General features: G+C 65.2%; 23 protein-coding genes. 17 read left to right on the top strand and 6 right to left on the bottom strand.

From position 1 onward, the window contains the following. From I6F33_RS15695 to I6F33_RS15705, 3 genes are all read left to right on the top strand, one after another. Nucleotides 1-1,107, top strand: a 1,107-nt coding sequence (locus I6F33_RS15695) for a phosphatase PAP2 family protein (RefSeq protein WP_225143238.1), incomplete at its 5' end; no start/stop codon positions are given. A gap of 36 nt (nt 1,108-1,143) precedes the next feature. Beyond that, the gene (locus tag I6F33_RS15700; RefSeq protein ID WP_036014987.1) at nt 1,144-3,144 is read left to right on the top strand and encodes a hypothetical protein; all 2,001 of its coding nucleotides are present in this window, start codon (nt 1,144-1,146) and stop codon (nt 3,142-3,144) included. 259 nt (nt 3,145-3,403) lie between these two features. Beyond that, nucleotides 3,404-4,282 (top strand): DMT family transporter, encoded by an 879-nt coding sequence (locus I6F33_RS15705; protein ID WP_036014986.1) that lies wholly within the window; start codon nt 3,404-3,406, stop codon nt 4,280-4,282. On the opposite strand, the gene I6F33_RS15710 is transcribed toward I6F33_RS15705, so the two are convergent. Both I6F33_RS15710 and I6F33_RS15715 read right to left on the bottom strand, forming a co-directional pair. After that, the gene (locus tag I6F33_RS15710; RefSeq protein ID WP_225113058.1) at nt 4,279-4,470 is read right to left on the bottom strand and encodes a hypothetical protein; all 192 of its coding nucleotides are present in this window, start codon (nt 4,468-4,470) and stop codon (nt 4,279-4,281) included. The genes I6F33_RS15705 and I6F33_RS15710 overlap by 4 nt on opposite strands. Before the next feature lie 31 nt (nt 4,471-4,501). After that, nucleotides 4,502-5,659: an MFS transporter gene (locus I6F33_RS15715; protein ID WP_036014984.1), complete on the bottom strand. Its 1,158-nt coding sequence runs from the start codon at nt 5,657-5,659 to the stop codon at nt 4,502-4,504. 164 nt (nt 5,660-5,823) lie between these two features. On the opposite strand from I6F33_RS15715, the gene I6F33_RS15720 reads away from it, so the two are divergent. Continuing rightward, nucleotides 5,824-7,083, top strand: a complete 1,260-nt coding sequence (locus I6F33_RS15720; protein ID WP_036014983.1) for an adenylate/guanylate cyclase domain-containing protein — start codon at nt 5,824-5,826, stop codon at nt 7,081-7,083. Nucleotides 7,084-7,197: 114 nt separating this feature from the next. Here I6F33_RS15720 and I6F33_RS15725 read toward each other — a convergent pair whose 3' ends face one another. Continuing rightward, nucleotides 7,198-8,442, bottom strand: coding sequence for an MFS transporter (locus I6F33_RS15725; RefSeq protein ID WP_036014982.1), 1,245 nt, complete (start codon nt 8,440-8,442; stop codon nt 7,198-7,200). 169 nt (nt 8,443-8,611) lie between these two features. On the opposite strand from I6F33_RS15725, the gene I6F33_RS15730 reads away from it, so the two are divergent. Next, a complete protein-coding gene (locus I6F33_RS15730) occupies nt 8,612-9,964 on the top strand; it encodes an Nramp family divalent metal transporter (RefSeq protein ID WP_036014980.1) in 1,353 nt (450 codons plus the stop codon). Nucleotides 9,965-10,020: 56 nt separating this feature from the next. On the opposite strand, the gene I6F33_RS15735 is transcribed toward I6F33_RS15730, so the two are convergent. The 3 genes from I6F33_RS15735 to hemB form a co-directional block, all read right to left on the bottom strand. Beyond that, nucleotides 10,021-10,797 (bottom strand): arginyltransferase, encoded by a 777-nt coding sequence (locus I6F33_RS15735; RefSeq protein ID WP_036014979.1) that lies wholly within the window; start codon nt 10,795-10,797, stop codon nt 10,021-10,023. Between the two features lie 68 nt (nt 10,798-10,865). After that, complete coding sequence (locus tag I6F33_RS15740) at nt 10,866-11,408, bottom strand: RDD family protein (RefSeq protein ID WP_036014977.1); 543 nt, start codon at nt 11,406-11,408, stop codon at nt 10,866-10,868. 229 nt (nt 11,409-11,637) lie between these two features. After that, nucleotides 11,638-12,699: a porphobilinogen synthase gene (gene hemB / locus I6F33_RS15745; protein WP_036025484.1), complete on the bottom strand. Its 1,062-nt coding sequence runs from the start codon at nt 12,697-12,699 to the stop codon at nt 11,638-11,640. A 138-nt stretch (nt 12,700-12,837) separates the two neighbouring features. Here hemB and I6F33_RS15750 point away from each other — a divergent pair, with 138 nt between their 5' ends. The 12 genes from I6F33_RS15750 to I6F33_RS15805 all read left to right on the top strand — a co-directional run bounded on the left by I6F33_RS15750 (nt 12,838) and on the right by I6F33_RS15805 (nt 23,549). Beyond that, a complete protein-coding gene (locus I6F33_RS15750; protein WP_025036697.1) occupies nt 12,838-13,341 on the top strand; it encodes a DUF6163 family protein in 504 nt (167 codons plus the stop codon). 516 nt (nt 13,342-13,857) lie between these two features. Then, nucleotides 13,858-14,376: a transcriptional regulator LdtR gene (locus I6F33_RS15755; protein ID WP_025036696.1), complete on the top strand. Its 519-nt coding sequence runs from the start codon at nt 13,858-13,860 to the stop codon at nt 14,374-14,376. A 201-nt stretch (nt 14,377-14,577) separates the two neighbouring features. Beyond that, a complete protein-coding gene (locus I6F33_RS15760; RefSeq protein ID WP_036010478.1) occupies nt 14,578-14,814 on the top strand; it encodes a hypothetical protein in 237 nt (78 codons plus the stop codon). A gap of 37 nt (nt 14,815-14,851) precedes the next feature. Continuing rightward, nucleotides 14,852-15,073, top strand: coding sequence for a hypothetical protein (locus I6F33_RS15765; protein ID WP_025036694.1), 222 nt, complete (start codon nt 14,852-14,854; stop codon nt 15,071-15,073). Nucleotides 15,074-15,336: 263 nt separating this feature from the next. Further along, complete coding sequence (glyA, locus tag I6F33_RS15770; protein WP_036010474.1) at nt 15,337-16,635, top strand: serine hydroxymethyltransferase; 1,299 nt, start codon at nt 15,337-15,339, stop codon at nt 16,633-16,635. Between the two features lie 70 nt (nt 16,636-16,705). Next, nucleotides 16,706-17,188 (top strand): transcriptional regulator NrdR, encoded by a 483-nt coding sequence (nrdR, locus tag I6F33_RS15775; RefSeq protein WP_011087793.1) that lies wholly within the window; start codon nt 16,706-16,708, stop codon nt 17,186-17,188. Beyond that, the gene (gene ribD, locus I6F33_RS15780) at nt 17,185-18,333 is read left to right on the top strand and encodes a bifunctional diaminohydroxyphosphoribosylaminopyrimidine deaminase/5-amino-6-(5-phosphoribosylamino)uracil reductase RibD (RefSeq protein ID WP_225143240.1); all 1,149 of its coding nucleotides are present in this window, start codon (nt 17,185-17,187) and stop codon (nt 18,331-18,333) included. The genes nrdR and ribD overlap by 4 nt, the downstream gene beginning before the upstream one ends. Then, nucleotides 18,333-18,962: a riboflavin synthase gene (locus I6F33_RS15785; protein WP_057029743.1), complete on the top strand. Its 630-nt coding sequence runs from the start codon at nt 18,333-18,335 to the stop codon at nt 18,960-18,962. The genes ribD and I6F33_RS15785 overlap by 1 nt, the downstream gene beginning before the upstream one ends. Before the next feature lie 62 nt (nt 18,963-19,024). Then, nucleotides 19,025-19,516 (top strand): 6,7-dimethyl-8-ribityllumazine synthase, encoded by a 492-nt coding sequence (ribH, locus tag I6F33_RS15790; RefSeq protein ID WP_057029742.1) that lies wholly within the window; start codon nt 19,025-19,027, stop codon nt 19,514-19,516. 4 nt (nt 19,517-19,520) lie between these two features. Beyond that, the gene (gene nusB / locus I6F33_RS15795) at nt 19,521-20,018 is read left to right on the top strand and encodes a transcription antitermination factor NusB (protein ID WP_036010453.1); all 498 of its coding nucleotides are present in this window, start codon (nt 19,521-19,523) and stop codon (nt 20,016-20,018) included. Between the two features lie 175 nt (nt 20,019-20,193). Continuing rightward, on the top strand, nt 20,194-21,192 hold the full coding sequence (thiL, locus tag I6F33_RS15800; RefSeq protein ID WP_225143241.1) for a thiamine-phosphate kinase: 999 nt from the start codon (nt 20,194-20,196) through the stop codon (nt 21,190-21,192). 236 nt (nt 21,193-21,428) lie between these two features. After that, a complete protein-coding gene (locus I6F33_RS15805; protein ID WP_036010450.1) occupies nt 21,429-23,549 on the top strand; it encodes a sodium-translocating pyrophosphatase in 2,121 nt (706 codons plus the stop codon). Nucleotides 23,550-23,647: the final 98 nt, after the last annotated feature.

Here is a 23,647-nt window from a genome sequence, read left to right on the forward strand (position 1 = left end):
GGTGGTGCTGGCGGAGCCGGCGGCGCAGGGGGGGCAGGAGGTGCAGGCGGAGCGGGCGGCGCTGGAGGGGCCGGTGGGGCGATAATTGGCACGCTCGGCGACGTCTGGGCCAATCCCATCATGGTGGATGCACTCATCCACGCTCGCGAAGGGACAATCGTTGTTCCGGAGCGACCGACCTCTCCGTATTTTTACTACTACGCGCCGGCCTTGCCGGCGATCGAAGACCCAGCCCAATTGGATCGCTGGGAGCCGTGGGTGCGCGCCTACACGGCGGTCGGGGAGATGCTGCAGGGCATCACCCTTCAGGTGTCGGGCGCCGATCCGAACGCATTCCTGGTTCGCTCGCCCGCATACGTGATTGCGGAGTTAGGGCGTCCGGTCCAATCGACGTTTCAAGACCAGATTGAGATGGTCGTGAGCTGGGCCGAGCTGCGCAACGAACGCGCCACAGAAATCATAGCGCAGATCGATCCCCAGTATGCCTTCTGGTCCTCGATCGTCTACCTGCATCCCGAGAGGACCAGGCGGACATTCGAGCTCATCAACATGGTCCTGCAATTCTGCGTTTACGTGGAAATGCGCTTCAAGCATGCGCTGGGGTGCTCGCGTCCCGTGGAATACAACGCCCAGGTTCAGCCGATGATCACGACGCCGGGACACGGAAGTTTCCCGAGCGGACATGCGACGCAGGCTTACGCGGTAGCCTACGTGCTGAAACGGCTATTGAGCCTGCACAAGACGACATCCGGATTCCCGGAGATCGTCGAGCAGCTCGACCGGCAGGCCGCACGAATCGCAACCAATCGGGTCGTGGCCGGAGTCCATTTTCCAGTCGACAGCATGGCAGGGCGGATGCTGGGTATCGCCTTGGGCGAGTACTTCGTCGGCCGTTGTCTCGGGAGCACGGCAACCAAGAGCCGCAAATTCAACGCCAGCCACGCCGACAGTAACTCTCGCACGGATTTCAATCCCTTCCACGCTGACCAGGCGCTCAATGCCAACAAGTTCTATTCGGAAACCACAGGAGGGACTGTTACGCAGTCCCTCCTGATGAAGGAACTATGGGACAAGGCCTACTACGAAGTTTCGACAAGATTTCCGTAGGAAACACGTCCCTGCAACCGAAGTGGAGAGCATTCCATGGCCGAGGAATTGCCGAGATGCTTCGACCCGTACCTCCGGTACGCAATCGCGAGCGAATTTAAGAACTTCGATTTTTTCGACGAGCAGGAGTCCAAGCTATTCCTGTTCGTGGAGCTTAAGCACGCCGGGCTGGCCGATAATTTTGTGAGAGCCATGAGTCCTAGTGACTTCGGCGCCGAATTCGGGCTGACCAGCCCGAACTCGCGATATCTGACCATGCGGGCTTACATAAGGGCTGTCGAGAAGGACAGTTTCCGGGCGTGGGACGACAACGTATCCCGGGTCGAGCTGTCCCTCCCGTTGAAGCCGACGGCCATACAAAAGGGTGCGCAGCGCAACAGGTCCGCGAGCGAACAACCACCGACACCTCTCCTCATCGGCGTGATCGACGATGGCTGTCCGTTCGCGGCCGCTCAGTTTGTCAAAAGGATCGCGGGTGTCGCATCCGGGACACGCGTGCGCGGTGTCTGGGATCAGAACGAGCACGCAGGCCGAGTCCCGATCCCGGTAGGTGCCGACGTCTTTGGCGAGAAGCCGTTCGATTTCAATTACGGCCTCGAGTTCCTTCGAGACTCCATATCCGGCGTGGTTGGGCTCAACGACTGGATCCAGTTGCACAAGAGGGCAAACACGATCGACGAGGATGGCTGCTACGCGCGTGGAGGTTTCAAGACCCTCAAGCATCAGGCCTCGCATGGTGCACATGTAATGGATGTCCTCGCCGGACGCATTCCGCTCTCGGCACGCATCGCGCGCCGCGATCCGCCAAGTTGGCAGCCCGGAGATCCCCTGACCGATCCCGCTTGCGAAGCAGATATCGTGTTCGTGCAGTTTCCCGAGAGCTGCCTTCGTGACGCGACCGGCGTCTGGCTGAAGGGTTACGTCGCCGATGCAGTCGATTACATCATGTCATTTGTCGATTCTGGCACAACGAACGTGGTGATCAATGTCAGCTACGGGCCGACAACCGGACCTCACAACGGCACGTCGGAGCTCGAGGGCAAGCTGAGGGAGCTTGTCACCCACTATGACGGCGTTTCCGTAAGTCCAAAGCTCGACGTCTTCCTGCCTGCCGGCAACAACTATCTGAGCGATGGGCACATCCATTTCGTCAGGCAAACCATGGCAGAGCCCGACCATGTCGAATGGACGTGGCGCCTTCCCCCCGACAATACCGTGCTCTGCTTTGCCGAAGTCTGGATGAAGAAGAACTGCACGGACAATGTCATTGTTACGCTCACCTCGCCCGGCGGTCGTAGCTCCTCGTCGACTGCCGGTCCAGCGCCTCCCGGTCCCCCACCCCCGCCGCCCGCTGCACCGGCGCTTCCGCCCTATACCGGTGCGTATGCCCCCGTTGACTGGGGTGACAATAGGGTGTGGCTGATTGCGGTCGAGCCCACCATCGCGGGAGCCGGCATGGTGCCCGAGCATGGGAATTGGAAGATCAAGGTGGAGGGCATCGAGTTGGGGAGCGAGGTTCATGCCTATGTGGCACGTACCGATCCGAACATGAACATGCGCACGGGTGCGAAGCGTTCGTACTTCATCGACGCCGGATGGGAGGCGGGCCGCGCGGCCGAGGCCGGCTGCACGTATGCCGGTGGGGAATTTGACAAGACCGGCTCGCTTGTTTCTCGCCTGGGCACCCTCAACGGGATCGGTACGGACAGCGTCGCGGGTGTGCAGGTGGCCGGCGGCTACATTCTGTCGGCGCCGAAACGCAAGTCGCCTTATTCGTCGGCGGGCCCCGCACGAACCGGGCCGCTCCCACGGCGAGTTGGTCCCGACTATGCGCTGTTCTGCGACGAGTCAGATGCTCTGCAGGGTGTACGTGCCGGGGGCAATCGAAGCGGCGTGGTGTTTCGGCTCATCGGTACCAGTGCCGCCGCGCCGCAGCTGGCGCGATTGGTTGCGGATCGGCGACCGTTGACGGTGCACGATGCTCCAGCCAGTCCTCCGGACGAGAAGCGAGGTGATGGCGATCTCTATCCGCCGTGATGTGGGCGAAGAGCGCGCCAGCTGGAAGGGCATCCGGTCGGGGCAAGCTTCCGGCCGCCGCCGGCCTCGATGCAGAAGATCGCAGACACGCTCGCCAAGGAGAAGGCGCAGCTCTGGATCAACCACGACAACCGCCCAGCGCGACAGCCAGAGGATGGCGCCGGAGTTTTACCGACTGACCTTTCCCTGAGGCCGCTGCCACAAGGGTGGCAACAGCATCATGCTAGGGCCCGCGAAAGCTCCGTGACAGGAGAAGGTCGTGGGCGAGTGGGGCGGAGTTACGATCGCGCTTGTCTCGAGCAGCTTCGGCGGGACTGCCGCGGCCGTCACCCGCTACCTCATCGGCGGCGCCGATCCCGTCCTGCTCGCGGCCCTGCGTTGGGGGATCGGCTTTCTCTGCCTGTTGCCTTGCGCGTTTCTGCTCCGCGTGCGCTGGCCGCAGCGGCCGGACTGGCCCGCCGTGGCGCTGCTCGGCATCTGCTTCTTCGGCTTGTTCTTCACCCTCTACAACATTGCGCTGTCCTACACGACGGCCGCCCGCGCCAGTCTCGCGCTCGCGACGCTGCCGCTGCACACCATGTTGGTGGGCGCAGTCCTCGGCGTGGAGCGATTGACGGCGCGCAAGATGACGGGCGTGGGTATCGCTGTGCTCGGCGTGTCGGCGGCGCTGGCGGCTGGCCTCGCGCAAAGCCCACCGGGCGCATGGCGCGGCGAGTTGATCATGACCGGTGCGGTGTTCTGCATGGCGTTCTACAACGTGCTGTCGCGACCGCTGATGCAGCGCTCGAGCGCGCTCGGTTTTCTCACCGTCGGCATGGGCGTGGGCGCCGTCGTACTGGTGCTGGCGGGGTTGGCGAAAGGCAGCTTTGCAGCGCTCGAGCACTTCACGGCGGCGCAATGGATTGCCGGCGTTTATCTCGGCATCGGCGGCGGCGCGCTCGCCTTCATCCTCTGGGTCATGGCGCTGGCGCGGGCGACGCCGACCAGGGTCGCCAATACGATGACGGTCAATCCGATCGCCGCCGCTCTGTTGGCGGCGCTGCTGATCGGCGAGCCGATCACGCCCAATCTTCTAGCGGGGCTGGTCGCAGTGTTCGCCGGCATCGGGATTGCGACCAGCGAGTCGAAGGTGGCTTAGCCCTTCGGCGCGGTTGCTGTCGGCGGGCTCGCCTCCGGCGTCTTCTTCGGTTTCAGCGTGCCGGCATAGAACGAGATCAGCCAGACCAGGAGAATCGCGAGCAGATAAACGCCCCAGGCCTGCGGCGGCCTGGTCGCCCAGCGCAGGAGGCCGTTAAACGTGCGGGGCGGGCTGTCGTCGTCGCTCATGGCCCGCTTGTGCGCGAAAGCTCAGGTCTGGTCAATCCGGCCGCCGGCCGGCGCGGATCAGGAACAGCGCGGCCAGCGCCGAGAGGCTGAGCGCGGATGAGACGATCAGCACCTTGGCGCCCATGAGGTCGATGAGCAGGCCAAAGGCGAGCGGCGCCACCGCCTGCGCCATCCGTGCCGGCGCGCCGATGATGCCGAGGCGATAGCCGAAATCCTTCGGGCCGAAGATCGACAGCGGCAGGGTGCCGCGGGCGATCGTCAGAATGCCGTTGCCGGAGCCGTGGAACAACGCGAACGCGCTCGCCGCAGCGCCACCGAAAATCGCAACGATCACGGCGCCGAGCGGGTGGGTGAGGCTGGCGAGCCGCGTCGACCACAGCGGATGGAAACGGCTGAGGAAGCCGGCCTCCAGCATGCGGGCACCAACTTGCGCCGGCCCGATCAATGCGCCGGCCGCGATCGCCTCGGCTGGCGTTGCCCCCATCGTTTCCAGGATGCGCGGGAAATGCGCGGCCATCGCGCCGGTGACAGTCCAGACCGCCGCGAAGATGAAGGCCAGCAACATCATGGTGCGGTCGAGCGGCACATGCGGCTTCGCGGCCGCGGCTGCCGCCTGCTTGGCGCCCTTGATGACCGGCAGCATGAAGAAATTGAGCGGCAGGCCGATCAGGATATTGGCGGCGGCCCAGGCAAAACAGGTTTCGCGCCAGCCGATATGCGACAGGCCCCAGGCGGTGAGCGGCCAGCCGACGGTGGAGGCGAAGCCCGCCATCAGCGTGATGCCGGTGATCGGCCTGCGCGCCTCGGTGCCGTAGATGCGCCCCAAAGCGGCGAAGGCGGCATCGTAGAGCCCCATTGCCATGCCGATGCCAAGCACCAGCCAGGCGATCGCCATCACCATCACCGACTGCGAGATGCCAAGCAGCACGAGGCCGGCGGCAATGGTCACGTTGGACGCCGACAGCACCTGACGGCCGCCGACGAGATCGATCTGCCGTCCAATGCCCGGTCCCAGCATTGCGGAGATCACCAGCGCGGCCGAAAACGCACCGAAGATCCAGTTGGAGGAGACACCGAGCTCGCGTCCCATGGGATCGGCGAGTAGCGCCGGTAGATAATAGCTGGAGGCCCAGGCGAGGGTCTGCGTGGTGCCGAGCGCCAGGATGATCGGGAGCTGGTGCCGGGTCATGTCCCCGTATTTCTGATCGGCCGTGTCATCGGCGCATTTGCAGCTCGCGGCGAGAGCGCGTCAACCGGGTCTGCGGCATATTCGACCTGCTGCCCGCGGGGAGCCTTTGGGTTGTATGCAGATACCCCGCTTCCGCTCGTCACGAATGCACGCCATAATGGCGCATGCAATTGACCTCGCGCCTTACGCTGATGAACTGGCTGACCGGCCAGGGGCTCACGGGCCTGCCTGAAATTGAACTGCTCCGCGGCTTCTGCGAGCGTTGCTGCGCCGAGGGGCTGGAACTGTCGCGTGGCCTCGTCGTCATCGACACGCTGCATCCGATCTATGAAGGCCGCGGCTTCCGCTGGAGCGATCGTCCCAGCAACGAGAGCGATGCCTTCGAATACGGCTCGACCGCCGACGGCGACGCCGCCAAGAGCTGGCGCCGCTCGGTGTTCTTCCACATGCTCGAGAATGGCCACGACGAGATGGTGATCGATCTCGCCGATGCGCCGTCGATGGATTTCTCGCAGATCGGCGAGCTCGCCGAGAAGGGCCACAAGCACTATCTCGCCTTCGTCCACCGCTTCGGCGAGAACGGGGCGCTCGGCCTGATGGATTGCCTCTATTCCTGCTGGACCACCCGCCGCGCGAGCGGGTTCTCCGGACTGGAGCTGGAAGCGCTGCGCGATCTGGTTCCGGTGTTGGGGCTCGCGATCAAGTCGGCGCAGCAGGTCGACATCGCGCGCACGCTCGGCCGGGTCTATCTCGGCCGCGACGCCTCCGAGCAGGTGCTGCGCGGGCGCATCTCGCGCGGCGTCACCGAGCGCATCAATGCCGTGCTTTGGTATTCGGACCTGCGCGGCTCGACTGGCATCAGCGAGAGCATCGGTCCCGACGAGATCATCCCGTTCCTCAACGACTATGCGCAGGCCGTGATCGATCCGATCCACGAAGCCGGCGGCGACGTACTGAAGCTGATCGGCGACGGCGTGCTCGCGATGTTCTGGGGCGAGGACATGGCGGATGCGCGGCGGGCCGCGCTCCGCGCCGAGCACCTGTTCCGCAAGAATGTCGCTGCGCTGAACGAACGGCGGGCGGCGGAGGGCCGTCCGACCACGTCAGCCTATATCGGCCTGCATGTCGGCGAGGTCTTCTACGGCAATATCGGCAGCGAGGACCGGCTTGATTTCACCGTGGTCGGCCCGACCGTCAACGAGGTCAGCCGCATCGCCTCGATGAGCCGCTCGGTGGATCGCGAGCTCTTGGCCTCGTCCGAATTCTACAAGGGCCTAGATGCCGCCGGCCGCCGCTACCTCGTCTCCACCGGCCGCTACGCGCTGCGCGGCATCGGCCGCGCGCAGGATCTCTACACGCTCGATCCGGAAGTCGACGCGAGCGAGCCGGTCAGGGGCAGCTACGAGCGCTATCTGGCGGGTTAGTCTCCGCGGCCTCAACCGACGCCGTCATTGCGAGCGCAGCGAAGCAATCGAGGGTCCCTCAACGAAGGGACCTTGGATTGCGTCGTCGCTACGCTCCTCGCAATGCACTTGTGGTCAGCACCGCGCCGCCACCTCATCTCCCACCATGTCCGGCTGCCGGTCCAGTCCCACTGCCGGTGACAGCAGGATCACCAGCGCCTGCACGCCGAATAACGCCGCGGCGAGATAGAGGCATGCCTCCGCGCTCCAGAGGCCGCCGACGAGCGCGCCCAGCACTGAACCGAGCGGGCGGGCGCCGTAGCTCATGATGTTGATGGCGGAGACGCGGCCGAGCAGGCGCGGCGGCGTCACGGACTGGCGCAGCGTCGTGGTCGAGATCACCCATAGGATCGGGCCGACGCCGAGCAGGAAGAAGCTCAAGCCCGCGAGCCAGGGCGAGGGGACCAGCACCGTCAGCGCCATCACCAAGGCGGCGACAAAGCCGGTGACGGGGCCGAGCCCCACCACGGTGCCAAAGGCGATGCGCTTCATCACGCGCGTGGCGAGGAGCGCGCCGATCACCATGCCGACGCCGTACATCGTCAGCACCGTGCCGACACCGGCGGCGCTCAGACCGAGATGGCGCACGGCGTAGGGCACGAACACCGCGATCTGCAGGAACCAGCCGGTGTTGAAGATGAACTGGGTGATGAAGACCGGCCGCAGCAGCGGATGGTGAAACACGAAGGCCGCGCCCTCGCGGATCTCTTGGAGCGGATGCCGCCGGGGCGCCGGCGCACGTGCGGGCTCGTAGATGCCGGAGAGCAGCACGACCGCGATGGCCGAGAGCGCCGCGGCAAAGCCGAACGCCGGGCTCGCGCCCCACCACCCAACCAGCGCACCGCCGAGTGCAGGCCCGCTGGCGAAGGCGATGGTGCGCGCCAGCTCGATGCGCGCATTCGCCGCCGGCAACAGGTTGGAGCTCACCAGCGAGGGCACCAGCGCCGGTGCTGCCACGCTGTAAACGACGGTGCCGCACACGGCGGCGAAGCCGAGCAGGGCCAGCAGCGGCAGGTTGAGGGCTCCCAGCGTGAGCAGCAGCACGACGGCCGCGAGCGCCACCGCCCGCAGTGCCTCGGCGCTCGCCATCAGCCTGCGGCGGGAAATTCGGTCTGCAAACACGCCGGCGGGGATGGCGAACAGGACGAAGGGCAGGGTGAGCGCGGTCTGCAGCAGGCCGGTCTGGCCTTCGGCCACCCCCAGCGTCAGCACGGCGACGATGGGCGCTGCCGCGAGCGCGATCTGCTCGGCCGACTGCGCTGCGAGATTGGACCAGGCGAGGCGGTTGAAAGTGTCAGGAAGGCGAGGCGGCGTTGACATGGCGCATATCCCGTAGAGGCGAATTTGCGCCAATGTTGGCCCCCGATGACCACCAAACCCACCCGCTTCCCGACAAGAGGCGATTTCCGCGATCGGCGGCGGGAATGCCCGCCGCTAGATGCAGTTGCAAATGAGTTGCAATAAGAATGAACTTGGGTATTCTGCCGATATGGATGCCCGATCACCCCACATAACTCCCGACCTCGCCGGCTGGCGCGCTGATGCGCCCACCACCAAAAGCCTCGCTGAGGTTAATTCCACCGTTGCCATTCCCGCCGCGGGCCGCTGGTGGCGCCGGCTGCTGGCCTTCGTCGGGCCGGGCTACCTCGTCTCGGTCGGCTATATGGACCCCGGCAATTGGGCGACCGATCTCGCCGGCGGGTCGAAGTTCGGCTACACGCTGCTCTCCGTCATCCTGATCTCGAACTTGATGGCGATCCTGCTCCAGTCGCTGGCGGCTCGGCTCGGCATCGTCACCGACCGCGATCTCGCGCAGGCCTGCCGCGCCTCCTATCCCCGGGTGGTGAACTTCCTGCTCTGGCTCGCCTGCGAGGCGGCCATCATCGCCTGCGATCTCGCCGAGGTGATCGGCACGGCGATCGCGCTGAAGCTGCTGTTCGGCATTCCCCTGATTGGCGGCGCATTGATTGCAGCCCTCGACGCCTTCCTGCTGCTGCTGCTGATGAACCGGGGCTTCCGCTTCCTGGAGGCTTTCGTCATCGCGCTGCTGGTGGTGATCGCCGTTTGCTTCGCGGTGCAGATCGCGGCGGCGGCTCCGCCGGTGGCAGAGGTCTTGCGGGGCTTCGTGCCCAAGAGCGAGATCTTCACCAATTCCGACATGCTCTACATCGCGATCGGCATCATCGGCGCCACCGTGATGCCGCACAATCTCTACCTGCACTCCTCGATCGTGCAGACGCGCGCTTATGAACGCAACGACACCGGCCGGCGCGAAGCGATCAAATGGGCGACGACGGACTCGACCATCGCGCTGATGCTGGCGCTGTTCATCAACGCCGCGATCCTCGTCGTCGCTGCTGCGACCTTCCACAAGAGCGGCCATTCCGACGTGGCCGGGATTGAGCAGGCGTTCGAGCTGCTGTCGCCGCTGCTCGGTCTCGGCATCGCCTCGACGCTGTTCGCGGTGGCGCTGCTCGCCTCGGGCCTCAACTCGACGGTCACTGCGACGCTCGCCGGCCAGATCGTGATGGAGGGCTTTCTCGATCTGCGCCTGCCCAGCTGGGCGCGCCGCCTCTTGACCCGCGGCATCGCCATCATTCCCGTGATCATCGTCACCGCGATCTACGGCGAGCGCGGCACTGCGGATTTGCTGGTGTTCAGCCAGGTCGTGCTGTCGATGCAGCTGCCTTTCGCGGTGATTCCGCTGGTCCGCTTCGTCTCCGACCGCCGCAAGATGGGCAAGTTCGCGATCCCGATGTCGGTTGCCGCGGTCGCCTGGATCGTCGCGGGCATCATCGTGATTTTGAATCTGAAGTTGCTGGCAGATACGTTCTTTGGGTGAGTGGCGAATGGCGAGTAGCGAGTGGGGGCGTTCTCCTATTCGCTACTCGCCATTCACTAATCCTGCGGCTCGGACGCCGTGTCGCCCTGCGCGTCGATGCGCAGCCAGCCTGAGGGGGCGAGGCGCTGCTGCGGCAGGAAGCGGGCCTTGTAGTCCATCTTCTTGGAGCCTTCGATCCAGTAGCCGAGATAGACGTAAGGCAGCCCTTGCCGTCGCGCACGGGCGATATGGTCGAGGATCATGAAGGTGCCCATCGAGCGGCTGACCTGGCCAGGCTCGAAGAACGAATAGACCATCGACAGGCCGTCGCTGAGAACGTCGGTGAGCGCCACTGCGATCAGCTCCTCGCCGCGGCCGGTGATGCCGCTGTCGGGGCCGCGCTTGCGGTATTCGATGATGCGGGTCTCGACGTGGCTGTCCTCGACCATCATAGCGTAGTCGAGCACGGTCATGTCGGCCATCCCGCCGTGGCGGTGGCGGGCGTCGAGATAGGCGCGGAACACCGAATATTGCTCGGAGGTCGGCACCGCGCTGCGCTGCTCGCCGATGATGTCGGCGTTACGGGCCATCACCTTGCGGAAGTTGCGCGAGGGGCGGAACTCGTTGGCGATGACCCGGACCGAGACGCAGGCCCGGCACTGGTCGCAGGCGGGACGGTAGGCGATCGACTGGCTGCGGCGGAAACCGCCATGGGTGAGCAGGTCGTTGAGGTCACCGGCGCGGTCCCCGACCAGATGCGTGAACACCTTGCGCTCATGTCGGCCCGGCAAATACGGGCAGGGTGAGGGCGCCGTGAGGTAAAACTGGGGGGTGTCGCGCGAGTGCTGGGTCAAGGGACGTCGTGGGCCTCCGAAACAGGCATCAGCATCGCGCTCCAAAAGCCCCCGGTCAATCGATTAGCTCACCACGTCCGCGCCGCCTGCGGAGTGGGTATGCGAACCGAATTGTTGATCACGACCGTTCCCAGCACGAAATCGTGCAGCAGGCGACGGCGGCCGTTGAACAGGCCGACCAGCACCACGAACGGCGACAGGAACGAGACCGTCACCCAGAACAGCACGGCATGGGTGGCGCCGAGCACGAAGTAGCCGGGCGCGCCGTACCAGGTGCGCAGCTCCAGGTCCATCAGGCGCATGCCGACCGTGGCGGAGGACGCACCGCCGATGCTGGCGCCGTAATAGACGATAGCCCAGATCACGGAGGCCGGCCAGGCGATCCAGAACAGCGCCCAGCCGATGCCGAGGGTGACCACGCCGAACAAGGCGATGAAGATGTAGCCGAGGATCACCGGCACCGAGATCACGACCATGTCGATCAGGAAGGCGAACACCCGCCGCGTCGCGACGCCCCGGAACAGTTCCGGATGCAGGTCAGGGTCGTAGGCATGCGGTTGCATGGCGCCGTCATTGCGCCAGCCGCCTGAATTGCCCGAGTTGTACGACATGGTCCGTTCTCCCAGCGAAGCTCCCCTCGCAGGACATGGGAACAGGCCATGCCCGTGCCAAGGGCGCGCGGGCGGCAGCAAGCCGAAATATTCCGGCGATTCGGGGGCGGTGATCGGGCGGTCCTGTAGGGTGGGCAAAGGCGCGCTTGCGCCGTGCCCACCATTGCCCGCCGACTTACACGATGGATGAATCGGTGGGCCCGCTTCGCTTGGCCCACCCTACGACAGCTTACGTCTGGCCCCGCAGCTTCTCCGCCGCCTTCGGCGCAAAATAGCTCAGCACACCGTCGGCGCCGGCGCGTTTGAAGGCGAGCAGGCTTTCCATCATGGCACGGTCGCCGTCGAGCCAGCCGTTGTTCGCGGCTGCGGCGATCATCGCGTATTCGCCGGAGACCTGATAGGCGAAGGTCGGCATCGCAAACGTGTCCTTCACGCGGCGGACCACGTCGAGATAGGGCATGCCGGGCTTCACCATCACCATGTCGGCGCCCTCGGCGATGTCGAGCTCGACCTCGCGCAGCGCTTCATCGGTGTTGGCGCTATCCATCTGATAGGTGCGCTTGTCGCCGGTGAGCGTCTTGGCCGAGCCGATGGCGTCGCGGAACGGGCCATAGAAGGCGGAGGCGTATTTCGCGGCATAGGCCATGATCTGCACGTCGAGCAGGCCGGCGCGGTCCAGCCCCTCGCGGATCGCGGCGACGCGGCCGTCCATCATGTCGGAGGGCGCGATGATGTCGCAGCCGGCTTCGGCCTGCACCAAGGCCTGACGCACCAGCACTGCGACCGTCTCGTCATTCAGGATCTTGCCGTCGGAGATCAGGCCGTCATGGCCGTGGCTGGTGAAGGGATCGAGCGCGACGTCGCAGAGGATACCGATCTCCGGAAACTCCTTCTTGATCGCGCGCACGGCCTGGCAGACCAGGTTGTTCGGGTTGGTGGCTTCCGAGCCTTCCTCGTCGCGCAGGGACGGATCGGTGTAGGGAAACAGCGCGATGCAGGGGATGGTCAGCTTCATCGCGCGCTCGGCCTCGCGCACGGCCTGGTCGACGCTGAGGCGGTCGACGCCGGGCATCGAGGCGACCTGCTCGCGCTTGTTGGTGCCGTCGATCAGGAACAGCGGCCAGATCAGGTCGTCGGTGGTGAGGACGTTCTCGCGCACCATGCGCCGGGCCCACTCGGCCTTGCGGTTGCGGCGCGGACGGACGGTCAGATCGAGGGCATGCGGCACTGCCGTGCTGTCCCGGCGCGAAACGTCGCGCAATTCGATCGGACGTCCGTATTTGATCGCCATCATTCTTCCTCCGGCTGGAATTATTCTTATACCAGCTCGCATGGTTCCCGTCACCGCGGCTTGACCTGCCGCAAGGCAGATCTGAACCTGACTTGGGCAGCCGATTGATTTTGCGGGCCGAAGCAGCCAGAAGGGGCCATGTCCGAGATCTCCACCCGCGATGCGGCCCAAGGCGGCGCCAATGCCAGGGACGCTGCCCGTGACACTGCCCGAGAGAGCGCGCTCTCAGTGGCGGCGATCTCCTCGGAGCGCTCGGAGTCCGACGACAATGTCTGGACCCGACGGCTGGTGCTGTTCCTGCGGGTGATGGCGCTGCTCTCGATCCTGAAAGGCCTCTATCACTGGGCGCAGGTCACGGGCTTCGTCGGCGGCGAGGACGAGGCGTTCGAGAACCAGTCGATGGCCTGGCAGGCCGCGACGGTCTACTTCGCGGTGATCGAGCTCGTCGCCGCCGTCGGCCTCTGGCTGGCGACGCCCTGGGGCGCGGTGGTGTGGCTGACGACCGTGGTGTCGATGGCCGTGATCGAGCTGATGTTCCCGGGAATCTACGGCGGCAGCCTCGTCGTGGTCGGCGTCGAGGTCTTCATGCTTGCCGCTTATCTTGCGCTCGCCTGGATGGCCGCGCGCGAGCGGCCGCCGTAGCGCGCAGAGATTCACGCTCACGCTCTCGTGCCCCGGACGCAATGCAGCACGCCGAAGTTTGCGGCGTGATGCGTTGCAGAGCCGGGGCCCATCTTTCCGATATCTCGCTTTTGGCTTCTGGGATCCCGGGTCTGCGCGCCGCTTGCTGCGCTTGTCCGGGACAGGAGAATGTTGCGTTTGGTTGACCGCTGGTTGCCTAAAATTCGCGGTAAGTTTTCATTGACCAGCCGGTTCCGCCACAGCTCTTACGCGTGCGTTTCGAAACGGGGCGGGGCTGTTCTGGAATGCGACAACAGCGGCGGACGGAGGGTGAACAGGACCTTGCGAAGGTCAACAGAGGCTTTCAAAAAGTACTTGTGGCACAGGCTTAATGCGCAATTCACTGTCTTAAATTCATGATCTCTTTATTCTCTTATTTAAGCCGATCTTCAAACGCCCCTCTTAAGTTGCACCTATCAGACGGGACACAAGTTTCGTCGAATAAGTGTCGATAAAAACGACAACAGGGGAAGTGTCATGATGAAAGCCGTCGCAACTGCGGCAGATACCGCAGAGCGCGTCTCCGGCCAGCAGGGTTCGGTGCAGTCGCTCTATCTGGAAGCTTTGACTCTGGTGGAGCGGCTGCATCGCCGGCTCCTCGACGTGATCAAGGACGAATTCGATCGCCGCGGCCGCGCGGACATCAACTCGGTCCAGGCGCTCTTGCTCTACAACATCGGCGACAAGGAGCTGACCGCGGGCGAATTGCGCACGCGCGGTTACTATCTCGGCTCCAACGTCTCCTACAATCTGAAGAAGCTCGTCGAGCTCGGCTTCCTCGATCATCAGCGCTCGCGCGTCGATCGCCGCTCGGTGCGCATCCGCCTGACCCCGCAGGGCCAGGAAGTCCGCCGCATCGTCGATGCGCTCTACCAGAAGCACGTCAAGACGGTGGAGCAGGTCGGCGGCATCTCCGGCGACGAGTTTGCGACCCTCAACAAGTCGCTGCACCGCCTGGAGCGGTTCTGGACCGACCAGATCCTCTATCGCCTCTGAGTTCTAAAGGGATCTGGGCGAAGCCGGCCCGCAACAAGACCGGCAGCCCTCCCGAACGTGCCTGACTTCCCCAAGCGCGCTGGTCCGGAGTTGCCCCGGACCGGTGCGTTGATATTTTTTTGCACCTGCGAAAAAATCCCCCGGCAGCCAGGAACCAGTTCCGGGCTCGGCGCTTATCTTCTTCGGATCGGAGAAACGGCGATGCTGGTCGAGCGCGGGCTTCGGGTGATGAACGTGGAACTCGTCAGCGAGGCCTACGCCATCGCCGCGAACTACCTTCGCCGCTCCGGCGCAATCCCGGACACTCTCGTCACCGACGACCGCCTGCTTCACCTGATCGTCAAGCTGCTCCAGCAGGGCGAATTCAACAAGATCAGGCTGGCCAACAGGGCGATCGCCCGGTTCCAGGCGCAGACCGAGGCCAGAGCGGTTGCCTGATCAAAACCCCCAAGATCCCGACCAACCAGAGGATGCCATGGAAGCTGCCATCGACCGCATCATGCAGACCTACGACCTGCTCGCCAACCGCACCGCGGCGGCCAGCGCCGAGGCGCGTGAAAAGGTCACGAACTACCTCAACATCCTGATGGAAGCCGGCGAGACCGACACCCATAGGTTGACGGTCTGCGGCCTGACCTATCTGCGCCAGCTCGACGGCAGCGTCGACCCCGTGAAGGCGGGGTATACCGGGCTGTAAAACGACGCCGGCTGCCCCGGCGGCAGCTGGCAAGAAATAAGGCCCAAAGCGGCCCCACCCGGATATTGACGGGGAGCGGATCTCGCAAGACCGCTCCCGGGCTGAAAACCTCCAATCCCACCATATCTTGCATAAATATCAGGCCCGACCCGCAAATGCTTGGCCGCGGTCGGCCGATGTGGTAGATCGCGCGTGCTTCCGACCGCCACACCAGACCCGCCCGTAGCCCGCCAAAAGGCTGCGGCGGTGGAGATATTCGCAAGATGACCGCACCCAAGTCCGCCTCCGCGCCCGATTCGTTTTTCACCGCCTCGCTCGAGCAGGCCGATCCGGAAATCGCTGCCGCCATCAAGGGTGAGCTCGGTCGGCAGCGCCACGAGGTCGAACTGATCGCCTCCGAGAACATCGTCAGCCGGGCCGTGCTGGAAGCGCAGGGTTCGGTCATGACCAACAAATACGCGGAAGGTTATCCGGGCGCGCGCTATTACGGCGGTTGTGAGTGGGTCGACGTCGCCGAGAACCTTGCGATCGATCGTGCCAAGAAGCTGTTCGGCGCCAGTTTTGCCAACGTGCAGCCGAACTCCGGCAGCCAAATGAACCAGGCGGTGTTCCTGGCGCTGCTGCAGCCGGGCGACACCTTCATGGGTCTCGATCTCGCCGCCGGCGGCCATCTCACCCATGGCTCGCCCGTGAACATGAGCGGCAAGTGGTTCAAGGCCGCGCATTACACCGTGCGCCGCGAGGACCAGATCATCGACATGGATGCGGTGGCCAAGCAGGCCGAAGAGGTCAAGCCGAAGCTGATCATCGCCGGCGGCTCGGCCTATTCGCGCGCCTGGGACTTCAAGCGTTTCCGCGAGATCGCCGACAGCGTCGGCGCTTACCTGCTGGTCGACATGGCGCATTTCGCTGGGCTCGTCGCCGGCGGCGTGCATGCTTCCCCGGTGCCGTATGCGCACGTCACCACCACCACGACGCACAAGTCGCTGCGTGGTCCGCGCGGCGGCCTGATGCTGTGGAATGACGAGACGCTGACCAAGAAGCTCAACTCGGCGATCTTCCCGGGCCTGCAGGGCGGTCCTTTGATGCACGTGATTGCAGCCAAGGCGGTCGCCTTCGGCGAGGCGCTGCGTCCGGATTTCAAGGTCTACGCCAAGAACATCGTCGAGAACGCCAAGGCCTTGGCCGAGACGTTGAAGGGCCATGGTCTCGATATCGTCTCCGGCGGCACCGACAATCATCTGATGCTGGTCGATCTCCGGCCGAAGGGCCTGAAGGGCAACGTCTCGGAGAAGGCGCTGGTTCGCGCCGCCATCACCTGCAACAAGAACGGCATTCCGTTCGACCCGGAATCGCCCTTTGTGACCTCGGGCATTCGGCTCGGCACGCCGGCTGCGACCAGCCGCGGCTTCGGCGTGGCCGAATTCCAGCAGGTCGGCGGCATGATCGCCGAGGTCCTCAATGCGATCGCGCAATCCTCCGACGGCAAGGCGCCGCTGGTGGAGGCTGCGATCAAGGAACGGGTCAAGGCGCTCACCGACCGGTTCCCGATCTACCAGTAAGGCGCCGCATGATCCGGAAAAGTGGGTACCGGTTTTCCGAAGAGATCATGCGAAAATAAAGGTCACACGGATGCGCTGCCCGAACTGCAACAGTCTCGATACGCAGGTGAAGGACTCGCGTCCGACCGAGGACTCGTCCGTGATCCGCAGGCGGCGCGTGTGCGTCGCCTGCAATTTCCGCTTCACCACCTTCGAGCGCGTACAGCTGCGCGAGCTCACGGTGATCAAACGCAACGGCCGCCGCGTGCCGTTCGATCGCGACAAGCTGATGCGCTCGGTGCAGATCTCACTTCGCAAGCGGCAGGTCGAGCCGGAGCGCGTCGAGAAGATGGTCTCCACCATCGTGCGCGAGCTCGAGACCGGAGGCGAGGCCGAGATCTCCTCAGAGGTGATCGGCGAGACCGTGATGGAGCATCTGCGCACGCTCGACGACGTCGCCTATGTGCGCTTTGCCTCGGTCTACCGCAATTTCCGCGAGGCCAAGGATTTCGCCGACGTGCTCGGCGAGCTCTCCGGCGAGGAGGAAGCGCGGCTCGCCGCGATCCGCAAATGATCTTCCGCATCCTGGAAGACCAGTTCGCGCAGAAGGCCCGCGAGGCCAAGGATGCTGATCGCCGTTTCATGGAGCTGGCGCTTGCGCTCGGTCGGCGCGGGCAGGGCCGGACCTGGCCCAATCCGGCCGTGGGCGCCGTCATCGTCAAGGACGGCGTCATCGTCGGCCGCGGCTGGACGCAAGCAGGCGGACGTCCGCACGGTGAGCCCGAGGCGTTGCGGCGGGCGGGCGAAGCAGCGCGGGGTGCCACGCTCTACGTCACGCTGGAGCCGTGCTCTCATTTCGGCAAGTCGCCGCCTTGCGCCGATGCTGTGATCGCCGCCGGCATCAAGCGCGTGGTGGCGGCGATCGAGGACCCCAATCCGGAAGTTGCGGGCCAGGGCCATGCGCGCCTGCGCGCCGCCGGCATCAATGTGGACGTCGGTCTGTGCGCGGCGGAGGCCGCGTTCGACCATGCCGGCCATTTCCGCCGCATCCGGGACCAGCGTCCTCATGTGATCCTGAAGCTCGCGGTCTCGCCTGACGGCAAGATCGGTGCGGCCGGCGGCAAGCCGCTTGCGATCACGGGGGAGGCGGCACGCAACCGCGTGCATCTGCTCCGCGCGCAAAGCGATGCCATCCTGGTCGGCATCGGCACGGTGCTGGCGGATGATCCGCAGCTCAACTGCCGCCTGCCGGGCATGACGGCGCGCTCGCCGGTGCGCGTCGTGCTCGACCGGAGCCTGCGCATTCCCGCATCGAGCCAGCTGGTTCGGTCCGCGCGCGAGACGCCGCTTTGGGTGATCGCGTCCGAGCTTGCGGAAGCGGCCGCCGCGACGCGCCTTGGCGCGGCCGGTGCGCAAATCATGCGCATGCCTCCGGGGAGTGCATCCGGGCTCGATCTTTCGGCCGTGCTGCATGCGCTGGCGGACAAGGGCATCACACGGCTGATGGTCGAGGGCGGCAGCCGCGTTGCGGCATCGTTCGTCGCGGCCGATCTCGTCGACGAGGTCTGGCTGTTCCGCGGAGCGGAAGCGGTCGGCGAAGGCGGCGTCGATGCGCTCGATGCATTGCCCCTGTCGAAAATCACGCAGTCGCCGGCCTACAAGGTTCATGCTAGCGAGACCTGCGGCAAGGATAACCTCACCATCTACGAGCGCGCGTAATGTTCACCGGCATTGTCACCGATATCGGCGAGATCGTCAGCTTCACGCCAACGGCGCCGGGGCAGCTGCACCGGCTGCGGATCGCCTGCCGCTACGATCAGAGCACGATTGCGGACGGCGCCTCGATCGCCTGCAACGGTGTGTGCCTGACCGTGGTTGCCTCGGGCGTTGCGGATGGCAGGGACTCCAAGCAAAGGACCTGGTTCGACGTCGACACCGCGGCCGAGACGCTGGCGCTGACGACGGCCAAGCACTGGAAGGTCGGCACCAGGCTCAACCTCGAGCGCGCGCTGAAGATCGGCGATGAGCTCGGCGGCCATATCGTCGCCGGCCACGCCGATGGGATTGCAACCATCGTCAGCCGCGAGGACTTGCCGGATATGGCGCGTTTCGTGCTCTCGACGACGCGGGAGCTGGCCCGGTTCATCGCCACCAAGGGCTCGATCACGCTCGACGGCGTCTCGCTGACGATCAATACCGTTGCAGACGTGACCTTTTCGGTGCTGATCATTCCGCACACGCTTGATGTTACGACGATCGGCAGCTGGAAGGCGGGGGATGAGGTTAATATCGAGGTCGACCTGATGGCCCGCTACGCGGCGCGGCTGACGGAAATGACGGTCTCTTAGAACTTGGCTTACATGCTTCCGGCGACTACATAGCGCCGACCCCTTTCGAAACGGATTGAACGATGGCAGACGCGCGGCGCGCACCCCTGAAGGACCAAACCGACATTTCGGGCGCGCGCGCGCTGATTGTCGAGGCGCGGTTCTATGACGATCTCCAGGATGCGCTGCTGGACGGCGCGGTCGCGGAGCTGAAGGCGGCCGGCCTGACCCACGACGTCATCACGGTTCCCGGTGCGCTGGAGATCCCCGCGGCAGTCGCCATCGCGGTCGATGCCGCGGCGGCGAACGGCAGGCCCTATGATGCGGTGATCGCGCTCGGCTGCGTGATCCGCGGCGACACCATTCATTTCGAGATCGTCTCGCAGGAATCCTCGCGCGCGCTGATGGACCTCGCCGTGGCGCGAAAGCTGCCGCTCGGCAACGGCATCCTCACCGTCAACACCGAGGCGCAGGCCTGGGCGCGGGCGCGTGCCAGCGAGCTCAACAAGGGCGGCGATGCCGCGCGCGCCGCGCTTGCGATGCTGCGCATAAAACGCCGCCTGGCGCAGGCCTGAAGCCATGGCCGATAACACCAAGAAGCCGACAGGCGTTGTCGAGAAGAAGGCGAACCGGCGCGGTGCGGCACGGCTCGCAGCCGTGCAGGCGCTGTACCAGATGGACATCGCCGGTGCAGGCATCAACGACATCTTTGCCGAGTTCGAAAGCCATTGGCTCGGCAACGAGGTCGAGGGCGAGACGTATCTGCCGGCGGAAGCCGCCTTTTTCCGCGACGTCGTCTCCGGCGTCGTCCGCGACCAGAAGAAGCTCGATCCCCTGATCGACGAGGCGCTGTCGAAGGGCTGGCCCTTGAAGCGGATCGAGGCCATCCTGCGGGCGGTGCTGCGGGCAGGGGCCTATGAGCTCCAGCATCGCAAGGACGTGCCGGGCCGGGTGGTGGTCTCCGAATATGTCGACGTCGCCAACGCCTTCGTCGACCGTGAGGAGACTGGCATGGTCAACGCCGTGCTCGACCAGATCGGCCGCCAGTTTCGCGGCGACGAGTTCGGGCGGGGGTAGTTTCCCGCGAGGGCGGTGAAGTGATGCGAGACGACTGCCCCATTCTCCGTCGTCATCACCCGCGAAGGCGGGTGATCCAGTACGCTGCGGCCTATCGGGCTAACACGACTGTCTCTCGAATACTGGATCGCCCGGTCAAGCCGGGCGATGACAGCGGTGGATGGGGCTGACGCCGATGGAAACCACACAAAATCCCTCCGGCGAAGACTCCCTCATCGCGCGCTATTTCAAACCGCTGGCGACCGATCCCGGCGCGTTCGGGTTGGTCGACGACGCGGCGGTGCTGTCCTCGTCCGGCGAGGACATCGTCGTCACCACCGACGCGGTGGTGGAGGGCGTGCATTATCTTGCCGGCGATCCGCCTGACAACATAGCGCGCAAGGCGCTGCGGGTGAACCTGTCCGATCTCGCGGCGAAAGGAGCGACGCCGGCAGGCTTCGTGCTGACGCTGGCGCTGCGCAGCAAGGAGGATGCCTGGCTGCGTCCCTTTGCGGACGCGCTGGGCGAGGATGCGAAGACCTTCGCTTGTCCTCTGCTCGGTGGCGACACGGTGTCGACGCCGGGCCCGCAGATGATCTCGATCACCGCCTTCGGCCGTGTGCCTCAGGGGCGGATGATCGGCCGCACCGGCGCAAGGCCGGGCGACCGCGTCCTGGTCACGGGCACGATCGGCGATGCCGCGCTCGGCCTCGACGTGCTCAAAGGCGGGGCTGCCGCCAGCGCGCTGACCTCCGATCCCGCGGCACGGGATTTTCTGGTCTCGCGCTATCGGGTGCCGCAGCCACGCAACGTGCTGGCGCCGGCCCTGCGCGATCATGCCACCGCGGCGATGGACGTCTCCGACGGGCTCGCCGGCGATCTGACCAAGCTCTGCGCCGCCTCCGGGGTCTCGGCCTCGGTCGACGTGACGAGCCTGCCACTCTCTGCCGCGGCAGCCAGCCTTCGCGCCCGCAACGTCGCGTCTGTCGAGACGCTGCTTGCCGGGGGCGACGACTACGAGGTGCTCTGCACCGTTCCGCCGGCACAATGCGAGACGCTGATTGCCGCGGGGCAGTCCCTCGGCGTTGCCGTGACTGCAATCGGTACCATCACGGAGGGGCAGAAGCCGCTGCGCTTCCTGGACGGGCAGGGCCAGGATCTGCTTTTGACGCGGCTGTCCTACAGCCACTTCTAGGAATTGCTCCAAACCGGCATCTGAGTTCTCAGCGCTTGGTCCTAAATACCTGCCAAGATCGGCCTTTTCGGGCTGATCCGGCGTTGCACCCTCAATGTGATTTTGGCAAGCTCGCGGCCGACTGGAGCCGTCCCTTAAGGGCAAGGGGGCGGCTTTGTTCAAAATCAAGGCGCTTCACCGCACGACGGACAACAAAAGGCGCCGGGGGTACATCAAGGATCTGAGGCAAACATCACATGACAGCATTATGGTTGATAGTGCTCTGCGGAGCGCTTTCCGTCGCCTACGCGATTTGGGCGACGTCTTCGGTCTTGGGCGCGGATGCGGGGTCGCCGCGCATGCAGGAGATCGCAGGGGCGGTGCGCGAAGGCGCACAAGCCTATCTCCGGCGGCAATACACCACGATCGGTATCGTCGGCATCGTCATCTTCGTGCTGCTTGCCTATTTCCTCGGGCTCTATGTCGCGATCGGTTTCGCCATCGGCGCGATCCTGTCCGGCGCTGCGGGCTTCATCGGCATGAACGTCTCGGTCCGCGCCAATGTGCGCACCGCCCAGGCCGCGACGACGTCGCTGGCCGGCGGCCTGGAGCTCGCCTTCAAGGCGGGCGCCATCACCGGCCTTCTGGTGGCGGGTCTGGCGCTGCTCGGCGTGACGCTCTATTTCGGCTTCCTGGTCCATTCGCTGAAGCTCGCGCCGGATAGCCGCGTCGTCGTCGACGCCCTGGTGGCGCTCGGCTTCGGCGCCTCGCTGATCTCGATCTTCGCCCGTCTCGGCGGCGGCATCTTCACCAAGGGTGCGGACGTCGGCGGCGACCTTGTCGGCAAGGTCGAGGCCGGCATTCCCGAGGATGACCCGCGCAACCCTGCGACCATCGCCGACAACGTCGGCGACAACGTCGGCGACTGCGCCGGCATGGCCGCCGACCTGTTCGAGACCTATGCGGTGACCGCGGTCGCCACCATGGTCCTGGCGGCGATCTTCTTCGCCAAGACGCCGATCCTCGCCAACATGATGACACTGCCGCTCGCGATCGGCGGCATCTGCATCATCACCTCGATCATCGGCACCTTCTTCGTCAAGCTCGGGCCGAGCCAGTCGATCATGGGCGCGCTCTACAAGGGCCTGATCGCAACGGGCATCCTGTCGCTGATCGGCATCGCCCTGGTGATCTACTACCTGATCGGCTTCGGCAAGCTCGAGGGCGTCAACTACACCGGTCTGGCGCTGTTCGAGTGCGGCGTGGTCGGTCTCATCGTCACCGCCCTGATCATCTGGATCACCGAATACTACACCGGGACCGACTATCGTCCGGTGAAGTCGATCGCCCAGTCCTCGGTTACCGGCCACGGCACCAACGTGATCCAGGGCCTCGCCATCTCGATGGAAGCGACCGCGTTGCCTGCGATCGTCATCATCGCCGGCATCCTGGTCACCTACAGCCTCGCCGGGCTGTTCGGCATCGCGATCGCGACCGCCACCATGCTGGCGCTGGCCGGCATGATCGTCGCCCTCGACGCCTTCGGCCCCGTCACCGACAATGCCGGCGGCATTGCCGAAATGGCGGGACTGCCGAAGGAGGTGCGCAAGTCGACCGACGCGCTCGACGCGGTCGGCAACACCACCAAGGCGGTCACCAAAGGCTACGCGATCGGCTCCGCTGGTCTCGGCGCCCTGGTGCTGTTCGCGGCCTACAACGAGGACCTCAAGTTCTTCGTGGCCCGCTCCGCGCAGCATCCCTACTTCGCCGGCGTCAATCCGGACTTCTCACTGAACAATCCCTACGTCGTGGTGGGCTTGCTGTTCGGCGGTCTGTTGCCGTACCTGTTCGGCGCGATGGGCATGACCGCGGTCGGCCGCGCGGCCGGTGCGATCGTCGAGGAGGTCCGCCGCCAATTCCGCGAGAAGCCGGGCATCATGCAGGGCACCGACAAGCCCGACTACGGCAAGGCGGTCGACCTGCTCACGCGCGCGGCAATCAAGGAGATGATCATCCCCTCGCTGCTGCCGGTGCTGTCGCCGATCGTCGTCTACTTCCTGATCTATGCGATCGCGGGCGGCGGCGCGGCCGGCAAGTCGGCGGCGTTCTCGGCCGTCGGCGCCATGCTGCTCGGCGTGATCGTGACGGGCCTGTTCGTCGCGATCTCGATGACCTCGGGCGGCGGCGCCTGGGACAACGCCAAGAAGTACATCGAGGACGGTCATTTCGGCGGCAAGGGCTCTGATGCCCATAAGTCCGCGGTGACCGGCGACACCGTCGGCGATCCCTACAAGGACACGGCGGGACCTGCGGTGAACCCGATGATCAAGATCACCAACATCGTGGCCCTGCTGCTGCTGGCGATCCTGGCGCACTGAGCGGCGCTGACGCGACAAGAGAAAACCCCGCGGCGCAAGCCGCGGGGTTTTTGTTTTATTGATCCGACGCACTCACCACGTCATTGCGAGGAGCTCTT

This window comes from Bradyrhizobium sp. BRP20, assembly GCF_020194215.1.
Lineage (GTDB): Bacteria > Pseudomonadota > Alphaproteobacteria > Rhizobiales > Xanthobacteraceae > Bradyrhizobium > Bradyrhizobium yuanmingense.

Coding starts and splice junctions, on each gene's coding strand:
- I6F33_RS15785 (WP_057029743.1), top strand. CDS start 18,333: ATGTTCACCGGCATTGTCACCGATATCGGCGAGATCGTCAGCTTCACG.
- I6F33_RS15715 (WP_036014984.1), bottom strand. CDS start 5,659: ATGACCCGGCACCAGCTCCCGATCATCCTGGCGCTCGGCACCACGCAG.
- nrdR (WP_011087793.1), top strand. CDS start 16,706: ATGCGCTGCCCGAACTGCAACAGTCTCGATACGCAGGTGAAGGACTCG.
- I6F33_RS15760 (WP_036010478.1), top strand. CDS start 14,578: ATGCTGGTCGAGCGCGGGCTTCGGGTGATGAACGTGGAACTCGTCAGC.
- I6F33_RS15765 (WP_025036694.1), top strand. CDS start 14,852: ATGGAAGCTGCCATCGACCGCATCATGCAGACCTACGACCTGCTCGCC.
- I6F33_RS15725 (WP_036014982.1), bottom strand. CDS start 8,442: ATGTCAACGCCGCCTCGCCTTCCTGACACTTTCAACCGCCTCGCCTGG.
- I6F33_RS15755 (WP_025036696.1), top strand. CDS start 13,858: ATGATGAAAGCCGTCGCAACTGCGGCAGATACCGCAGAGCGCGTCTCC.
- I6F33_RS15710 (WP_225113058.1), bottom strand. CDS start 4,470: ATGAGCGACGACGACAGCCCGCCCCGCACGTTTAACGGCCTCCTGCGC.
- thiL (WP_225143241.1), top strand. CDS start 20,194: ATGGAAACCACACAAAATCCCTCCGGCGAAGACTCCCTCATCGCGCGC.
- I6F33_RS15720 (WP_036014983.1), top strand. CDS start 5,824: ATGCAATTGACCTCGCGCCTTACGCTGATGAACTGGCTGACCGGCCAG.
- I6F33_RS15740 (WP_036014977.1), bottom strand. CDS start 11,408: ATGTCGTACAACTCGGGCAATTCAGGCGGCTGGCGCAATGACGGCGCC.
- hemB (WP_036025484.1), bottom strand. CDS start 12,699: ATGGCGATCAAATACGGACGTCCGATCGAATTGCGCGACGTTTCGCGC.
- I6F33_RS15730 (WP_036014980.1), top strand. CDS start 8,612: ATGGATGCCCGATCACCCCACATAACTCCCGACCTCGCCGGCTGGCGC.
- I6F33_RS15805 (WP_036010450.1), top strand. CDS start 21,429: ATGACAGCATTATGGTTGATAGTGCTCTGCGGAGCGCTTTCCGTCGCC.
- ribD (WP_225143240.1), top strand. CDS start 17,185: ATGATCTTCCGCATCCTGGAAGACCAGTTCGCGCAGAAGGCCCGCGAG.
- ribH (WP_057029742.1), top strand. CDS start 19,025: ATGGCAGACGCGCGGCGCGCACCCCTGAAGGACCAAACCGACATTTCG.
- glyA (WP_036010474.1), top strand. CDS start 15,337: ATGACCGCACCCAAGTCCGCCTCCGCGCCCGATTCGTTTTTCACCGCC.
- nusB (WP_036010453.1), top strand. CDS start 19,521: ATGGCCGATAACACCAAGAAGCCGACAGGCGTTGTCGAGAAGAAGGCG.
- I6F33_RS15700 (WP_036014987.1), top strand. CDS start 1,144: ATGGCCGAGGAATTGCCGAGATGCTTCGACCCGTACCTCCGGTACGCA.
- I6F33_RS15750 (WP_025036697.1), top strand. CDS start 12,838: ATGTCCGAGATCTCCACCCGCGATGCGGCCCAAGGCGGCGCCAATGCC.